The sequence below is a fragment of the Streptococcus sp. 20925_1_24 genome, from assembly GCF_041432335.1.
In the GTDB taxonomy this organism is placed as follows: Bacteria; Bacillota; Bacilli; order Lactobacillales; family Streptococcaceae; genus Streptococcus; species Streptococcus mitis_BM.
This window is the reverse complement of record NZ_JAPVZM010000022.1, coordinates 1-18,625: the sequence shown is the minus strand read 5'-3', so window position 1 is coordinate 18,625 and position 18,625 is coordinate 1. Positions and strand designations below refer to the sequence as shown.

The window sequence follows — 18,625 nt, the reverse complement described above, 5'->3', positions numbered from 1 at the left end:
CCATCGTTGTCATCATCTGGATCAGTCACATCTGGAATACCGTCGCCATCTGTATCACGTTGAATTTTAACTGGTACTTTTACAACAGTCTCTTCTGTTCCACGTTTCAGTTTAACTGGAATCTCTACTGTACGTTCTTCTTCTTTTGGTCCCCAATCTGTGACGCTTGGTGTGCCTACTAGATTTCCACCTTGATCCACAGTCAAACCATTTACTGGACCATCTACTGTAATCGTTGTACCTGGTTTGTTTGGTGTGATTACCTTAGTATTCGCTGGGACAGGTGTTTTTTCTGGGACAGTTTTTTCTGTTACTGTTCCTGTTAATTTATCAGCTACTTTTGGATTTGCATCATCCTTGTCTGGAATTCCATCGTTATCATCATCTGGATCTACTTTATCTGGGATTCCATCTCCATCTGTATCGCGTTGGATAGTTACAGGGATTTTTACAACAGTCTCTTCTGTTCCACGTTTCAGTTTAACTGGAATCTCTACTGTACGTTCTTCTTCTTTTGGTCCCCAATCTGTGATGCTTGGTGTTCCCACTAGATTTCCGCCGTTATCCACTGTTAAACCATTTACTGGACCATCTACTGAAATCGTTGTGCCTGGTTTGTTTGGTGTTACTACCTTAGTATTTGCTGGGACAGGTGTTTTTTCTTTTACAGTTTTTCCTGTTGTGTCTCCTGTTAATTTATCAGCTACTTTTGGATTTGCATCATCCTTGTCTGGAATTCCATCGTTGTCATCATCTGTGTCTACTTTATCTGGAATTCCGTCTCCATCTGTATCGCGTTGGATAGTAACTGGAACATTTACAGGAACTACCTCGTCACCATGTTTAACTTTAACTGGGATCGTAACTTTACGTTCTTCTTCTTTCGGTCCCCAATCTGTGACAGTTGGTGTACCAGTTAAGTTACCATCGCCATCTACTGTTAATCCATTTACTGGTGTTTCTGTGGTGATTGTTGAACCTGGTTTGTTTGGTGTTACTACTGTAACTGGCGTAGTTTTTTCTTTTTCCAGAACTGGTGCTGGTGGAGTAACTTCAGCTCCCAAACTACCATTTGCTGTTCCTCTAGCTACTGGACTCTCAAGAACTACATTATCAATTCTCTTAGAAACTTTTGCAGTTATTTCTGTTTTATCTGCAACCTCAGCATCAGAAATTGTCACAACGCCTGCAGGGGTTACTGACACTTTATCAGCTGTCTTACCATTTACAGTCCAAGTATTTCCTGATTTTGTAACTGTTACAGTTTCTGGTGTAGTCTTACCTGTTGGTACATAAGTAAGGGTGATAGTATCAATATCTTGTGGATTAGTACTATTAGGGCGTGTTGGTGGGGTAATTGTCACACTACCATTCTCATGTCCAACTACGCTAGGCACTGTTGGCGTTACTGCTAACACTACTTGACGCTTAATTTCTGCAGGTGCAAATGTTGTTCTAGTTGTACTATTTACATCCGTAATAGAATTTTTGCTAGTATCCGGGAATACTGCTGTTGCATTTCGAGTATATTTCCCTGAGTTATCTAGTGTTGTTCCTGAATCTAATTTATCTCCAGCTTTCCATGTCCACGTCATACCACTTGGTAAATAATTGTTTCCACGATCTGCTTTATCTTCACTATCTACAACCTTAAGATATCTATGAGCATCAATATTTTTACCACTATTGGCTACATTCAACGTTGAAGCTACTGGTACTTTTGCGATACCGTTTTCTAGATTTCGTGTTTCAATATCCACTACACGATATTTGAATTTCAAATCACGGCTATCAGTCGCACTACTTCCTTCAACGTGCAGAGTTGCTTCATGTTCTCCTAAAGTTTCAGTATTCAATACAGTACCTGAAGACAAACGAGTTGCATATGGATTTGCTTCAGTTTTTCCTGTTTGAGATGTAAATGTAGAAGCGGTTACTCCTTTTGGAAGTCCTCCCTTAACTTCTACTTTGGAAATCACACCTGAGTTATCCCATACCTTCAATTCAGGGTTAAATGTAGCTCCACGATAGACTGTAAAGATTGGTGAATTAGCATTTTCTGTTAAACGTACACCATTTAACGTTGCTTCTGGTTTTATTGCATCTTTTGCCACTGCTTTTGCTGGATCTGAATCAGTGCTATTTCCATTTTTTGTAACTACCGTTACTTCCGTTCCGTCTTTTACTTTATTGTCTGGAATTGTGATTTCTCCTGTTTTAGGATTAATTTGCACTTCTGGAGTATTAACTGTCCAGTTTCCTTTTGGATCTTTTGTTCCTACAGCTGTTTTTGGTTGATTATCTTCTCCTGTATAGCTTACAGTAATCTTATCTGCTTTTGCTGGATTTTGTGGTTTACCTGTAACATCACCATTGTCTTTTGCTGTTGCTACTGGTTTAGCTGGCTTAGAAAATTTCGCTGTTGCTTTTGCTGGATCTGAATCAGTACCATTTCCATTTTTCGTAACTACTGTTACTTCTGTTCCGTCTTTTACTTTATTTTCCGGAATCGTGATTTCTCCAGTATTTGGATTGATTTGTACTTCTGGAGTATTTACTGTCCATTTTCCTTTCGAATCTTTAGTTCCAACAGCTGTTTTGGGTTGATTATCTTCTCCTGTATAGCTTACAGTGATCTTATCTGCTTTTGCTGGATCTTGTGGTTTACCTGTAACATCACCATTATCTTTCGCCACTGCTACTGGTTTAGCTGGTTTAGAAGATTTTGATGTTACTTTAGCTACTGGACTTTCAAGAACTACATTATTATCAATTCTCTTAGAAACTTTTGCAGTTACTTCTTTACCATCCGCAACTTCAAGATCAGAAATTGTCACAACACCTGCTGGAGCAACTGATACTTTATCGGTTGTCTTACCATTGACTGTCCAGTTATTTCCTGATTTTGCAACTGTTACAGTTTCTGGTGTAGTCTTACCTGTTGGTGTATAAGTAAGTGTGATTGTATCAATATCTTGCGGTGTATTACCATTAGGACGTGTTGGTGGGGTAACTGTTACACTACCATTTTCATTGGCTACTACGCTAGGCGCTGTCGGCGTTACCGCAAGAACTACTGGACGCTTGATTTCTGTCGGTGCAAATGTTGTTCTAGTTGTACTATTGTTATCTGTTACAGAACTTGGGAATTGCGCTGTAGCATTTCGAGTGTATTTACCTGAATTATCTAATGTAGTACCTGGATCTAAGTTGTCTCCAGCTTTCCACGTCCAAGTCATACCTTGAGGCAAGTGGCTATTCCCACGATCGCTTTGATCTTGGCTATCTACAACTTTAAGATAATTATGAGCATCAACATTTGTACGGCTATTTGGTACATTTAATGTTGAACCAACTGGTACTTTCGCGACACCATTTTCAAGATTTTTTGTTGCAATATCCACAACACGGTACTTGAATTTCAAGTCACGGCTGTCAGTAGCACTACTTCCTTCTACGTGAAGAGTAGCAGTATGTTCTCCCAATGTCTGAGTATCTAATACTCTACCTGAAGATAAACGAGTTTTATACTTCTTATCTTCTGAACTTCCATCTTTACCTGTTTGAGCTGTAAAGTTAGAAGCACTTACTCCGCCAGGAAGATTTCCAACTGTTACTTTTGAGATGGTACCTGAGTTATCCCATACTTTAAGCTCTGGGTTAAAGTCAGCACCACGATAGACTGTAAAGATTGGTGTATTGGCTGTCTCTGTTAGCGTAATGCCATTTAAAGTAGCTTGTGGTTTTTGGACATCTTTTGCAGTTGCTTTAGCTGGATCCGAATCCGCACCATTTCCATTCTTCGTAACTGCTGTTACTTCTGTCAAGTCTTTAACTTTATTAGCCGGGATTGTGATTTCACCTGTATTTGGATCAATTCGAACATCTGGGTTATTTACAGTCCATTTGCCGTTTGTTCCTTTAGTTCCCTCAGCTGTTTTAGGTTTATTATCTTCCCCTGTAAAGCTTACTTTGATTTTGTCTACTTTTTTAGAATCTTGTGGTTTTGCAGTTACATCCCCATTATCCTTAGCTGTTGCCACTGGTGTTTGAGCTTTGGTATCTACAACATGAACTGGTACATCCACAATGTAGGTTCCACGTTGGGGGATTACTACTTCTACCTTACCATACACTGGTTTCCCTGGTGCCGTAGTTTTGGACACATCTGGATCTTTAAACCAACGATAGGTTGTTCCAGCTGGCATTTCTGACTTATTCTTAATGCTATCAATCGCTGGAGGAATAACTCCCACTTTTGTAGTTTGCTCTTTAGATACTGGTTTGAAATTGAAGTTAGTTGCTTCTTCTGGTCTCAACGGCAAGGTACCGATGATGGCATTTTGACCTGAATAATACCGAGGTTTTCCTCCCAATGTATACCCTCCGTAGGCAAGATACGGATCATTCGCTAAGCGGGATTTGATCTCTGATACCATCGGATTACTTTTATCTTTATTAACCCAATCCGACATAATACTTTGATCCAATTCATCACCTTCTAAAACTTTTGTTTTGAAAGTCATAATTGTACGTTGCCCAGCAACTACGTTCAGTTTATCTTCTATAACACCTCTAACAAGGTTGTATTCAAGACCGTTCTTCTTGATACCTAACATATCTAGGACTCGAGGGAATGCATCTGCATTAGGCTCTGTCCCATCTCCGCTATTTTTTCGATAAATATTCTTACGCCATCCATTTGATGGTTCTATATAATCCATCCAAGCATCTGTATTTTCAGTATAAGATGCCCCCGAACGTCGGACACCATCTTTTACATATGCTCGATAAGCGGGATTTTCATACTCCCATGCTGACGCACTAGAATATTCTTTATGAGATGTCTGTTGTCCATTTACATATTTTGTATAAGTGAAATCATACGGATCTCCAACTGTACGCGGAATAGCAAGTGAGATTTTTTTAGACAATCCTGCCTGCGCATTTGCTGCTGGACCTGAATCTACCATCCAATAGTAATACTTGTTGCCATTATCTTCAACTCGCATCTCACGATACACACGAATGTTATCATAAGCTTGATTAGCTTTTCCTTTACTTACGAAAGCATACTGTTTCGTATCTGGTGAGAACACATCACGCTCTGAATAGTTAATCATAGGGTTTTCTGTCCAACCAACACCGAAGTCTGTTACTTTTACTTCACGAACAATACTCGTTCCACGACCAACTACTTTCCCATCTTTTGTTACTACAGCTGTGACTTCCGCACCTTTTGTCATCAGTTGAGCATCAACATCAACAGTGAAATATCCATTAGATTGCGACTTCGTTTTATATTTTCGTCCTCCTACTGTGATTTCCACATCAGATTCCGCTGCTGTATATCCATCAACTTGTTTAACATAGGCTAGACTATCATTGAAGGAAACTGTATTTGCTTCGCTTACAACTACAGTATCAACAGTTTTCCCATTCACTACCAATGTCACTGTGCTTCCAACTTTAATCCCAGGAGCATTTAACTTGAAGGCACCTGAATCATCAAGCTTTGAAGTTACCAATGTTTTTCCATTTTGCTTAATTTCAATTGTTGAAGATGGTGTCGCATATCCTGTGATAAATCCAGAATTTGCTATAACGATTCCAAGTTGCCCACGAATAGTCGTTTTATCAATGGCTGCCGATCTTAGACCAGAACCTTGACCCATACTTTGACCATTACGTGAGTCACGAGATCCTGAACTCAAACGTGTTGTAGCATTTTTAACAGAAATAAACATTCTCTTCACAAGTTTGTTCATTTGTTCAACATCTGTTAGAGAGACTGTAGTATTCTGAAGAACATCCTGAGCCAAGCCCAATAGTTCATTGGCTTTTTCAAGAACTTCTTTGCTAGTCTCATGCTCAGGCAATTCCAAAACAGCTGCCTGCAATTGATCTACAGATACTTTCAAAGAATCTTTTTTAGCTGATACAGTTTGGTTCTCTTCGCTTGCGCTTACTTCAGGAGAAGTTTGACTTGCTAGATTGTCAGCCTGCTTTTCAGTTTTATTCCCTTGAATCTCAGTTGATTCCTTAGCAGCAGCTGATAAGACTGTCACATCTTTAGACAAGAGTTCTACAAGCTCATCAATATCCTTTTGAGCTAGGTCAGAATTTTCTAGGGCTTCTTTTCCTTTTTGAAGTCTATCTTTAATAGGTGAGACTACTGACTCGTCAAGGTTTAATTTAGTTGAAAGAAGAGAATTTAGTTCTTCAACTACTTTTCTCAACTTAGTTTTATCAACTGTAGGCGCTTGAGTTTCCAAGGATTTATTTACTTCATCTACTTTGTTTCCAGTAGGTTCCGCAATACCTTGAGGCGACTTGGCCTCATCTTTAGGACTTACTACACCCGCAGTAGATTTTGGAGTGTTTTCAACTACACTATCCGCACTAGCAACGCGCGCGCCCAAAAACATCAGCGCTGCAACAGCAACTGAAGCGGCACCGAAACTGTATTTACGAATAGAAAAGCGCAAAACTTTTTCACGTTGCTGTAGATTTACTTTGTATGAATTCGATTTGTGTTCCATTTGTCCTCCTAAGGGCAATATAATATAGAAAAAGCAATCTTCATAACTTCAACTCCCTAAAAAGAGTTAAGCTATAAAAATCACTATGATGATCGCTATCAGCAAATAACATCACAGCTATCACAGCTATCACAGCTATCACAGCTATCACAGCTATCACAGCTATCACAGCTATCACAGCTCAATTATACCATTTTTAGTCTATTTAAACAAGTTAAAACCGATTTATTACATAAAATGAGGGAGAAAATTTTTAATCATCCATAAAATGTTATTATGTTATATACTAAAGTAAAACTAACTGTCTAGATTTAAAATCAAATTAATTTCTAGAAATGTTTTAACAACCAGAGTGTATTATTCTAGTTTCAATTTATTGTGGTACAGATATTAGCATCTACTTTTCAAAAATACAACAACGGCCTTGTACCTCTTAAAATGAGGAACAAAGCCGTTGTTAATTTTTTTATTCATTGTCCACTTAACAATGAACAATTCATATTTTGACTAAATTTTTAGTCTTCTTTTTTCTTGCGAGCTACAAGTCCAAATCCACTCAATAGTCCAAGAAGTCCTAGAGATGCAAGAGCAGCATTTGATCCTGTTCCTGTATTTGGCAATACATTTTGAGAATCATTTGATTTAACTCCATTATCAACAACATCTGTAGTATCTTCACGAGTTGTATTCGGGGTAACTTCATCTGGAATTGGAGTTGTTGGTGCAGCTGTATCTTGACCAGAATTTCCATTAGCATCATGTGTTGCTGACGCAACTGGAGTTGGAGTTGTTAGCGCAGCCGTATCGTGACCAGAATTTCCATTAATATCAGGTAGGACTGGAGTTACTGGAATTGTATTTGGAATTGTACTTCCACTTACTTTTCTGAAAATGTGGGTCATTACTGGTTCATTTTCATCAATCACAGTTCGTACAAATTCATATCCTGGAATTGATCCATGTTCAGCATCCTTTTCATTACCTGTCTTAACGGATGGTTTCAATACATTTCCAGCTTCATCAATCCATCGAACCTCAATCATTAGCTCTGGCAATTCAATCGAATCTGGTAATACACCGTTTTCAAAAATTGTTACCTCAGGTGGATTTTCGACTGGAACTTCCACAGATGGTTTACCTGGTTCTGTAACTTTACCTTCTCCATTTTCACCTGGGATTTCTACCTTAGTTCCTGGTTGATATGTTGAACTATCTGTTTTTTTCGGTGTTACTGTAACATCACCTGTCTTAGGATTTTGTTCTAACTCTACTTTTGGCGTCTTACCTGTTGGGGTTGTTACCTCAGGAACTTCAACAGATGGTTTATCTGGCTCAGTAATCTGACCTGGTTTTGTAACTTTACCTTCTGGGAGGTCACTGTTGGGTACTTTACCTTTTCCATCTTCACCTGGCATTTCTACCTTAGTCCCTGATGGGGATGTTGAGTCATCTCGCTTCTTCGGTGTCACTGTAGCATCACCTGTCTTAGGAGATTGTTCTAACTCTACTGTTGGTTCTTTACTTGTTCCATAAGTTCGAACTGTTGTCGGAGTTACATTACCTGTTTTTGGATCAACTTCATAGGTAGTGGTATCAATCACATCACGACCTTCAGGATCTTTAGATTGTTCAACCTTAGTTTTCGCACCAATTTTAACGATTGTCTTACCTGCTGGGGTGACGACTGGATTACCAACGTGTTCTGTAATATGACCGTCCTTTGGATCTACATCGTAAGTGGTTGTAGTGACTGTTTTACCTTTTTCACCCTCAGTACGCTGAGCTGGTGTACCGAAGTCTTTTTCAACATCTCTAACATACTCAACTTCTGGCTCAATTGGTGTTTCTACTACTTTGTCCTTCGCTGCAACTTTGACAATTGTTTCTGTTGGATTTACTACTACTGGTTCTCCTACTCTTTCTGTAATTGTTCCATCTGCTGGATTTACTTTGTAAGTAGTGGTTGTTGTACGTGAACCTGCTCGACCTGCTTCTTCCACATTCGGTTGATCTTTGTCACGTGTATCATCTTTCACATACTTCTTAGGTGATGGGATTTCGGTTGTTTCTACTTTATCCTTCGCTGCGACTTTGACAATAGTATTAGTTGGTTCTTTCGTACGAACTGGTTGACCTTCACTTGCTGTAATCTTTCCAGTATTAGGATCTACTGTGTACGTTGTGGTGATGGTGTCTTCTCCAGGAGTTCCTTCTTTTCGAACTGGTTCTAAATCTTTGTCACGACTATCGTCTTTTTCATAGACAACAGGGGATGGTACAGGTCTTGTCTCAGTCGTTGGTTCTTTCGTTGTTCCATAAGTTCGAACTGTTGTAGGAGTTACCTTACCTGTTTTTGGATCAACTTCATAGGTAGTGGTATCAATCACATCACGACCTTCAGAATCTTTAGATTGTTCAACCTTAGTTTTCGCACCAACTTTAACAATTGTTTTGCATGCTGGGGTGACGACTGGATTACCAACGTGTTCTGTGATATGACCGTCCTTTGGATCTACATCATAAGTGGTTGTAGTAACTGTTTTACCTTTAGCTCCTTCAACGTGTTCATTAGGTGTGTCAACTTCTCGTTCACCATCTCTGACGTACTCAACTTCTGGTTCAATCGGGGTTTCTACTACTTTGTCCTTGGCACCAACTTTAACGACTTTTGGTACCATTTCTGTTCTACTAACGATCGGTGTTCCATCCGTTACCGTACCATTAGTTTCATTAACAAGTGTTGATGTTGTTGTTACTATCTTACCTTCAGATCCATTATTAGTAACCGTATTAGTTCCTACATCTTTGGTTTTATCTGCTTCATACCGTGTTGTTACAGGAATTATTTTGGTTACGACTTTGGATTTAACGCCATTTGGACTGGCAATGTCTTTCCTTACTGTTGGAGTAAGGGCACCGGTACTTGCATTGACTTCGTAGCTTGTTGTCTTCTTAACAACATCATCGCCTTCTTTGAGGTATTCAACCTCATCTTTAGCTGGGACCTTGACCACTGTAGGAGTTGAAGGTTTGATAACTGGTTTTCCTTCATGTGGAATGAGGCTGCCATCTGTAGGTTTAACTGTATAGGTTGTGGTTACTGTTCTAGTACCTGGAGTACCAGCTACTGTGACTTTAGCTTCACCTTTGGCTCTTGTGGCGTCTTTCTCATAACGAATACTTGGCTCTATTGACGTAACCACAACCTTAGCCTTGGCTCCATTTCTATTGAAGATTTCTGTTGTCTCTGTTGGAGTTAAGGCACCGGTACTTGCATTGACCGCGTAAGTTGTTGTCTTCTTAACAACATCATCGCCTTCTTTGAGGTATTCAACCTCATCTTTAGCTGGCACTTTAACCACTGTAGGAGTTGAAGGTTTGATAACTGGTTTTCCTTCATGTGGAATGAGGTTACCATCTGTCGGATTCACAGTATAAGTGGTAGTTACTGTTCTAGTGCCTAGAGTACCAGCTACTGTGATTTTTGCTTCACCTTTAGTTTTTGTCGCGTCTTTTTCATAACGAACACTTGGCTCTATTGGCGTAACCACAACCTTAGATTTAGCTCCATTTTGTTTGAAGATTTCCTTTTTCTCTGTTGGAGTAAGGACACCGGTACTTGCATTGACCGCGTAAGTTGTTGTCTTCTTAACAACATCATCACCTTCTTTGAGGTATTCAACCTCATCTTTAGCTGGCACTTTAACCACTGTAGGAGTTGAAGGTTTGATAACTGGTTTTCCTTCATGTGGAATGAGGCTACCATCTGTCGGATTCACAGTATAAGTGGTAGTTACTGTTCTGGTACCTGGAGTACCAGCTACTGTGATTTTTGCTTCACCTTTAGCTTTTGTCGCGTCTTTTTCATAACGAACACTTGGCTCGAGGGGCGTAACCACAACCTTAGATTTAGCACCATCTTTCTTGAACACTTCGTCAAGTGTATTTTTAGTAATCTGTCCTGTATCAGGATCTTTCATACTCACAGTTGTTGACTTAATGATGTCATCTCCGCGTTTACTATATACAGCAGTTTCTCCAACTTTTTCTACAGATTTAACTGTTGTAATTTTTTTATCTTGATAACCTGTCCCATCTAAAGAAATTCGTTTCCCAGATATAAACTCTGATCGTCTATTAATCATATCGGCTTCAAAATAAGAACGTGAACTATGACCTCCACTGGTTCGTCCAACATTTATAACAACATCACTATCATTGCTGACACCTTTTCTTATCGTCGAATCATTATCAACAATATAATGAGTCATTTTACCAGACTTAGCTATTTTTTTGCTATCTAAACCTTTTTGCCAAAATTCACGACGGGAAACCCAACTTGTCACAACTTTTGGAGCATTGAATGTTGTTCCTTTTTTTAATACATTATTATAAAAGTTTCTATAAGCCCGCTGTTCTTTAGGAGACATGACTCTGCTATCAGAATATGCCAACTGATAGGCTTCAACCATTGCCCGTTGTACTAAGTATCCTCCTAAAGAATGTCCTGTCAAATAAAGATTGGTAATACTCTTATCTTTAGCTAGTTCGCGCATGATATTTTCTGCATCGTTCCCTTGCTGAGGATTGCTTCCTACTCCAAGTACTCCATCAGCCACAATATCTTTGGCATCACTTGTTCCACGAAAGGCTAACACTTGTGCAGTTCCATTTGGTAAATATAAGAAATCACTCTTAGTTTCATACAAGACAGCATCTAGTCCACTGGATGTATGATAGCTTTTCTTTCTTTTCCAATAAGGAGCTAATTCCCTATTCATCATCATGTATTCATAGCGTGGTTTACTTTCGCCTTTCTTTTTGTATAAATCCGCCTCTGTTAATTGCTTCTTATTATTTAAAACTTTATCAATATAATCATCATCTCGGTAAGACAATTCCATGAACATAATCATATCGCGCTCACTGACATTCCATTTTAATTTTTCATCTGGCTTTTCTTTACTGTCAATAATACCATCACCATCAGTATCTTCTAACATAGGATGACTATTATAGCCTACATACTTTTTTCCGTCCTTTTCATAAATATAAAGTTCTTCTTTATCCTTCAAGTAATCTTCATCTGTATAAGCTTCTGGACTTAACTTAGGGCCGTTTAGTAACAAACTGTCAAGCTTATTACCTTCTGAACCGATTACTCCTGCTTTTATTTGCTTAGCATACTCATCAGTTAATTCATACTTTTTAACCTCGGAAGGATTGGATGCTGCTCTCACCTCTGGAGTGCTTGATCTGTCTTCACCCGCCACGGAAGCCCTTGTGATCAAGCTATTATTTTCCTTATCCCCAGATGTACCGAGTTCTGTAGTCCTTGTAGATCTTATTGGAACATCTCTGGTATCTAACTCAGAAGCAGGATTATTTTGATTATCTGGTATAGGTTGAACTGCTTCTCTTTTCTCCACAGAAGATGGGGAATTTTCCGTAGAAGCAAGCACTCCCTGAGATGGTGTAAACAAGGCAATTCCTATTAATACAGAAGCCACTCCAACAGAAAACTTTCGAATCGAAAAACGTTGACGTTTATTAAAAATATCTTTCATTTTACCAACTTTCTTTCTAACTATTTTTTACAAAATAGAGGCTTCTAATATTTTACATAGACAGAATACTAAATCGTTTCTTGACTAAAATTTTAGAGCTTTTCCTCTACTTCATCATAAACTACCACATTGATTTCTAATCATAGAAAATGGATTGCTTAATATTACTAAAATATCAGTAAAATATAAAAAAATGTAATACTCAATGAAAATCAAAGAGCAAACTAGGAAGCTAGCCGCAGGCTGTACTGGAGTACGGCAAGGTGAAGCTGACGTAGTTTGAAGAGATTTTCGAAGAGTATAAATATTTCACTTCCAACACTGCCATTATACCATAAAAATTCATAACACTCATGTATTTAAAAAAAGTTTATTAAAAAGCCTTTAAAATCAAAAAACACATAATATCAAGTATTGAAAAAACTTGATATTATGTGTTTTATTGTAAAAAGATTTACTTCATTTTTTCCTAGAATTGAGTTTTTGCCCAGTCTCATCAAATCTAGATTTTTTCTTCTTTGATATCAATCACAATCTCTTCTGCTTGGTCAAGAATTTCTGCCTTTTCTTGCCATTGCTCCTTGAGGTTATTGAATTGATTTTTTGATGCTTCTGTTGCTTGACGAGCACATGATTTGGCTTGAGCAAGTACACTGTCCACAGTGATTTCACCTGACTCTACCTGTTCTTTGGTTTTCAGAACAAAATCTGTAGCCTGATCCTTAACTTCTGTCAGTTTTTCACAGACCTGCTCCTTGGCATACTCCGGATCTTCTCTCAAATCATCTAGAAAATCTTGAGCCTGACTGCAAACTTGTTTGCCCTTGTCGCTTGTTAAAAACAAGGCAAGAGCTGCACCTGAAACGGTTCCTAAAAGGATTGAGGATAGTTTACCCATAAGGATTCTCCTTTTTTATTTTTTGAAAAATTTACTTGCAAGACGAAGAGCTGACAAACTTGCACCGGTCTTGAGTGTTTTTGAACCAGCTGAGGAAGCTTTCTTGCTCAAGACACGCGCATGGTCATTGAGGTCTGAAACAGATAGAGATAAATCTGCGACAGCATTAAAGAGTGGATCAATCGTTGCCACCTTGACATTGATATCATCTGCCAAGACATTGACCTTAGCCAGCAATTCATTGGTATGATGCAAGGTCACATCCACATCTGAAGTCAAGGTTTTAATCGTCTTCTCTGTTTCATCGATAACACGGCCAAGCTTTTGTACAGTAATGATTAGATAGACTAAAAAGACAATCAAAGCAAAGGCTACAAGAATATATGCAACTTCTAACATTTAGTTTTCCTCCTCTGTAATATAGTAAGGGGCCTTCTTTCGATTTTGATATAGAATGATAAAAATACCGAGACCGATAAGGACAACTGATAGCCATTGGGACACTCGAAGACCAAAGAACATGAGGCTATCTGTCCGCATGCCTTCGATGATCATACGACCGAAACCATACCAAATCAAGTAGAAAGCAGTAATATGGCCTCGTCTGAGACTCTTCCATTTTCGTCTGAATATCAAAATCAAGGCAAATCCAAGTAGATTCCATAGGGACTCATAAAGGAAGGTCGGTTGACGGTAGCTCCCATCAATATACATCTGGTCACGGATGAAGCCAGGTAGATAATTCAGATTATCCACTGCTGCACCATAAGCTTCTTGGTTAAAGAAATTGCCCCAGCGACCCAAACTTTGGGCTATCATGACGCTAGGCGCTGCAATATCTAGAAAATCCCAAGTATTAATGAGTTTACGATCAGCAAAGATATAGAGCACAAGAGCCCCAGTTATCAAACCACCGTAAATGGCCAAACCACCATTCCAAATGGCAAAAATCTCTCCCAAATTCTGACTATAGTAATCAAAACGGAAAATAACATAGTAGAGACGAGCTCCTAAAATAGCCAAGGGAAAGGCTACTAAGATAAAATCTAAAATATCGTCTGGTATGATCTTCTTTCTAGGCGCTTCTTTCATGGTCAAATAAACCGCAAGAATCAAACCTGTAACAATACACAAGGCATACCAACGAATGGCTAGAGGACCTAGATGAATAGCAATTGGATCAAGCATTAGGCACCTCGTTTTGAGCAATAAGATTTGTCAAGCGTTCTTCGAACAAACGCGTCGCATCAAAGCCCATTTCCTTGGCACGATAATTCATGGCAGCAGCCTCAATCACGACAGAGATATTACGACCTGTTTTAACTGGGATGCGGATACGAGGAATGGCTACGCCAGAAATTTCTAATTCCTCTGCATTGTTTCCAAGTCGATCAAAGGTCTTATGCGTATCGTAATTTTCCAAGTAGACAGCCAACTGAACTTGTGAAGAATCTTTTACCGCACTCGCACCGTAGAGGCTCATGACATCGATAATACCAACCCCACGAATTTCAATCAAGTGTTTCAAGATTTCAGCAGGCTCTCCCCAAAGAGTTAATTCATCCTTAGAATAAATATCTACCCGATCATCTGCTACCAAGCGGTGCCCACGTTTGACAAGCTCAAGACCTGTTTCACTCTTACCGATACCACTATCTCCTTGAATCAAGACACCCATCCCATAGATATCCATCAAGACACCGTGAACACTGGTGCGTTCCGCCAAACGAGAATCCAGATAGCTAGATAATTCTCCAGACAAACGACTGGTAGCTGTACGGCTGGTTAAAATAGCAATCTTACATTCTCTAGCAGCCTTTAACATCTCCTCTGGAACCACCAAACCACGAGCAACAATGACCGCAGGTGTTTCAGGTAGAAACATTTTTTTCAAAACTTCATAACGACTGTTAGAAGGCATGCTAATCAGATAAGACCACTCCTTCATCCCCAAGAGCTGGATCCGCTCTGGCGTGTAGTAGTCAAAATAACCTGTCATTTCAAGACCAGGTCGCGTAATATCCGCTGTATTGATTTCCTTTTCAAGTAATTCTGGTTCGCCATAGACAATGTCTAGTCTAAGCTTTTCAATCACTTCTTTTACTAAAACCGACATCATTTCCTCCTTCAAATGAGTTCTTCCCTCTATTATATCAAATTGTGGGAGGAAGTTTCAGATTTTTGCAGGCTTTGAAGTATTTATTTAAAAGAAAAAGGACTAGATTTCTCTAGCCTTTCATTTCAATTAGAATTTTTTACGTTTACGAGCTGCTTCTGATTTACGTTTGCGTTTTACAGAAGGTTTTTCATAGAATTCACGTTTGCGTGTTTCTTGAAGAGTACCAGCTTTAGTAACCGCACGTTTGAAACGACGAAGTGCGTCGTCAAGAGATTCATTCTTACGTACTACTGTTTTAGACATTTTTTTCACTCCCTTCAAGTTCAAGATCTATTCTATTTTACACGTAAAGGGAATAATTGTCAAGAAAAAATGCGGTTTAATTTTGATTTTTTCTTCCATTTATACAAGAGTTGAAAGCGTTCAATAGAATATTGCTTTTTATTTTTCAAGTAAGCTAAGCGCCTCAGCATCCGCAATAATCGTCACATCAGGGTGATTTTGGAGGCTACTTGCTGGTAGGTTCTCGGTCACTGGACCAGACACGGTGCCGGCAATGGCTTCTGCTTTTGATTCGCCGTAAGCAAAGAGAATAATTGACTTGGCATCCAAGATGTTTTTAATTCCCATTGAAATGGCTTGGGTTGGGACGTCTTCAATCTTGTCAAAAAAGCGCGCATTGGCTTCAATAGTAGACTGGTCAAGCTCTACAAGGTGTGTTTGACTGTCAAATGGAGTCCCAGGCTCATTAAATCCGATATGTCCATTGCGACCAATTCCCAAGATTTGAAGGTCAACTGGATGGTCGGCCAAAATTTGGTTGTAGCGTTCAACTTCAGCTTCAGCATTGTCCTTAACCCCACGAGGCAAGAAACTTTCTTTAAATGGTTTTTGGTTAAACAAGTTTTCTTGCATGAAGTAACGATAAGACTGTGGGTTGTCCCCATCAAGCCCTACATACTCATCTAGGTTGACACTGGTTAGATTTGAAAAATCAAGGTCGCTCTCAACAATTTCCTTGTAAAATTCAAGTGGACTACTTCCTGTTGCAAGTCCTAGGGTTTGAGCGCCGTTGGCCAATTTTTCCTTCAAAATCTCAAAAGCAACTTTTCCACCTTCGATTTGGTTTTCAACTTTAATAACTTTCATCTTTTCATCCTCCGTTTTAATCTATATTTATTATATGGTATAGACCAATTTTTGTCAAGTGAAAACGATTTAATTTCTAAAAAAAGAGCGTCCAAACTTGAAACATGTTATAATGGATAGGATTAGAACTTAGAAAGAATGAACAGATATATGAATACAGCTGATTTTGATTTCCACTTACCCGAGGAATTGATTGCCCAAACGCCTCTTGAAAAACGAGATGCTTCTAAACTCCTCATTGTCAACCGTGAGACGGGAGAAATGCAGGATAAACACTTCCATTCTATTATTGATATGCTGGAACCTGGCGATGCCCTTGTCATGAATGACACCCGCGTTCTCCCTGCCCGCCTCTATGGTCAAAAGGAAGAAACTGGAGGTCATGTGGAACTTCTCCTGCTCAAAAATACTAGTGGAGATGAGTGGGAAGTTCTGGCTAAACCTGCCAAACGCCTCAAGGTCGGGACTCGTGTCAGCTTTGGTGATGGTCGCCTCAGCGCTGTCGTTACGGAAGAATTGACCCACGGTGGTCGTATTGTCCGCTTTGATTACCAAGGAATTTTCCTAGAAGTTTTGGAAAGTCTGGGTGAAATGCCGCTACCACCTTATATCCATGAAAAACTGGATGACCGCGAACGCTATCAAACTGTTTACGCCAAGGAAAGTGGCTCTGCTGCAGCACCTACTGCTGGTCTCCACTTCACCAAAGAACTGCTGGCAGAAATCCAAGCCAAGGGTGTTCATCTAGTCTATCTGACTCTCCATGTCGGACTCGGAACCTTTAGACCCGTTTCTGTGGACAATCTAGACGAACACGAAATGCACTCAGAATTCTACCAACTTTCTGAGGAAGCAGCTGCCACCCTTCGCTCTGTTAAGGAAAATGGTGGTCGCATCATTGCTGTCGGAACTACTTCTATCCGCACATTGGAGACTATTGGTTCCAAGTTTAATGGGCAAATCCAAGCAGATTCTGGCTGGACCAATATCTTTATCAAACCAGGCTACCAATGGAAGGTTGTAGATGCCTTTTCAACCAATTTCCACCTGCCAAAATCAACTCTGGTCATGTTGGTTTCTGCCTTTGCAGGTCGCGAATTAGTCTTAGATGCCTACCACCATGCCATTCAAGAGCACTACCGCTTCTTCAGTTTCGGTGATGCCATGTTTATTTATTAATTTTCATAATCAAAAAAACGCATATTATCAGGCATTATAATGTACTGACCCCAAAAAGTTAGACAATTAATTTATCCAAAGGATTTAGTTCTGTATTGTACAGGACTGAGTCCTTTTAGTTTTACCTTAATTCGTTTATTGTTGTAGTAATCAATATAGTCAACAATGGCTTGTTCCAATTGATTAAGTGATTTAAAGGTTTTCTCATAACCATAAAACATCTCCGATTTCAGAATGCCAAAGAAAGATTCCATCATACCGTTGTCTGGACTGTTACCTTTACGTGACATGGATGCTTGAATTCCCTTACTCTCTAGGAACTGATGATAAGAATCGTGTTGATATTGCCAGCCTTGGTCACTATGGAGAATTGTATTTTCGTAGTGCTTCTCTGTGAATGCCTGTTCCAACATTGTTTTTACTTGTTCTAAGTTGGGTGAAGTTGAAAGATTATAGGCGATAATTTCACTATTAAAGCCATCTAAAACTGGTGATAAGTAAAGCTTTTGAGCACTTGCTGGAATGGAAAATTCTGTCACATCTGTGTAGCACTTTTCTATTGGTTTGGCTGCTTCAAATTGGCGTTGAATGAGGTTATCTGCTTTCTTGCCAACGTCTCCTTTATGAGAAGAATATTTTCGTTTCTGTCGCATTTTAGCTTGTAAATTGAGTACTTTCATCAAGCGTTGAACTCTTTTCTGATTTACCAGATAACCACGATTTCTTAGTTCTAAATGAACCCGACGATAACCATAATTTCCCTTGTGTTCGATAAAAATGGATTGAATTTCAGCTTTAAGTTCTTGGTCCTTATCTGGTTTATCTAGCTGTTTCAAGTGATAGTAGTAGGTTGAACGAGCTAGTTTAATGGCTTTTAGAAGAATATCTAACGAAAACTCAGTCATTAATTCTTGAACAATTTCTGTCTTTCTTCTTTCTCTTTTTCCTCCTTCAAGCGGAGTTCTCTCAACTTTTTTAGGACAGCATTCTCCGCTCTCAGATACTCGTTTTCTGCTTGAAGTCGTTCTAACTCTGTCATCTCTTCGGGTTTCTTCTTTGGCTTACGTCCCATTTTAGGTGCTCTCCCTCTTGTTTTCTCAACAATAGTATACCCGTTTTTCTTGTATTGTGCTAGCCAATTAAGAAGTATCGTACGACTCGGGAGGCCGTA

At 39.2% G+C, this 18,625-nt stretch carries 9 protein-coding genes and 1 pseudogene; 1 reads left to right on the top strand and 9 read right to left on the bottom strand.

What is annotated here, in order from left to right; all coding sequences use genetic code 11:
• From O3650_RS09460 to O3650_RS09425, 8 genes are all read right to left on the bottom strand, one after another.
• Nucleotides 1-6,542 (bottom strand): sialoglycan-binding domain-containing protein (locus O3650_RS09460; RefSeq protein ID WP_371492008.1); only part of this gene is annotated, 6,542 nt, incomplete at its 3' end.
• A 515-nt stretch (nt 6,543-7,057) separates the two neighbouring features.
• The gene (locus O3650_RS09455) at nt 7,058-12,109 is read right to left on the bottom strand and encodes a G5 domain-containing protein (protein ID WP_371492006.1); all 5,052 of its coding nucleotides are present in this window, start codon (nt 12,107-12,109) and stop codon (nt 7,058-7,060) included.
• Between the two features lie 502 nt (nt 12,110-12,611).
• Nucleotides 12,612-13,007 (bottom strand): YtxH domain-containing protein, encoded by a 396-nt coding sequence (locus O3650_RS09450; protein ID WP_000517368.1) that lies wholly within the window; start codon nt 13,005-13,007, stop codon nt 12,612-12,614.
• A 15-nt stretch (nt 13,008-13,022) separates the two neighbouring features.
• Nucleotides 13,023-13,406, bottom strand: coding sequence for a DUF948 domain-containing protein (locus O3650_RS09445; RefSeq protein ID WP_371492004.1), 384 nt, complete (start codon nt 13,404-13,406; stop codon nt 13,023-13,025).
• Nucleotides 13,407-14,195 (bottom strand): prolipoprotein diacylglyceryl transferase, encoded by a 789-nt coding sequence (gene lgt / locus O3650_RS09440; protein ID WP_261055135.1) that lies wholly within the window; start codon nt 14,193-14,195, stop codon nt 13,407-13,409.
• Nucleotides 14,188-15,123, bottom strand: coding sequence for an HPr(Ser) kinase/phosphatase (gene hprK, locus O3650_RS09435; protein ID WP_000115149.1), 936 nt, complete (start codon nt 15,121-15,123; stop codon nt 14,188-14,190). The genes lgt and hprK overlap by 8 nt, the downstream gene beginning before the upstream one ends.
• Nucleotides 15,124-15,252: 129 nt before the next feature.
• The gene (rpsU, locus tag O3650_RS09430; RefSeq protein ID WP_000048054.1) at nt 15,253-15,429 is read right to left on the bottom strand and encodes a 30S ribosomal protein S21; all 177 of its coding nucleotides are present in this window, start codon (nt 15,427-15,429) and stop codon (nt 15,253-15,255) included.
• Nucleotides 15,430-15,567: 138 nt separating this feature from the next.
• Nucleotides 15,568-16,275, bottom strand: a complete 708-nt coding sequence (locus O3650_RS09425) for a glucosamine-6-phosphate deaminase (protein WP_049516047.1) — start codon at nt 16,273-16,275, stop codon at nt 15,568-15,570.
• Between the two features lie 150 nt (nt 16,276-16,425).
• On the opposite strand from O3650_RS09425, the gene queA reads away from it, so the two are divergent.
• Nucleotides 16,426-17,454, top strand: a complete 1,029-nt coding sequence (gene queA / locus O3650_RS09420) for a tRNA preQ1(34) S-adenosylmethionine ribosyltransferase-isomerase QueA (RefSeq protein ID WP_371492002.1) — start codon at nt 16,426-16,428, stop codon at nt 17,452-17,454.
• Nucleotides 17,455-17,525: 71 nt separating this feature from the next.
• Here queA and O3650_RS09415 read toward each other — a convergent pair.
• Nucleotides 17,526-18,625 (bottom strand): annotated as a pseudogene (locus O3650_RS09415) (IS3 family transposase); the annotation flags it as partial.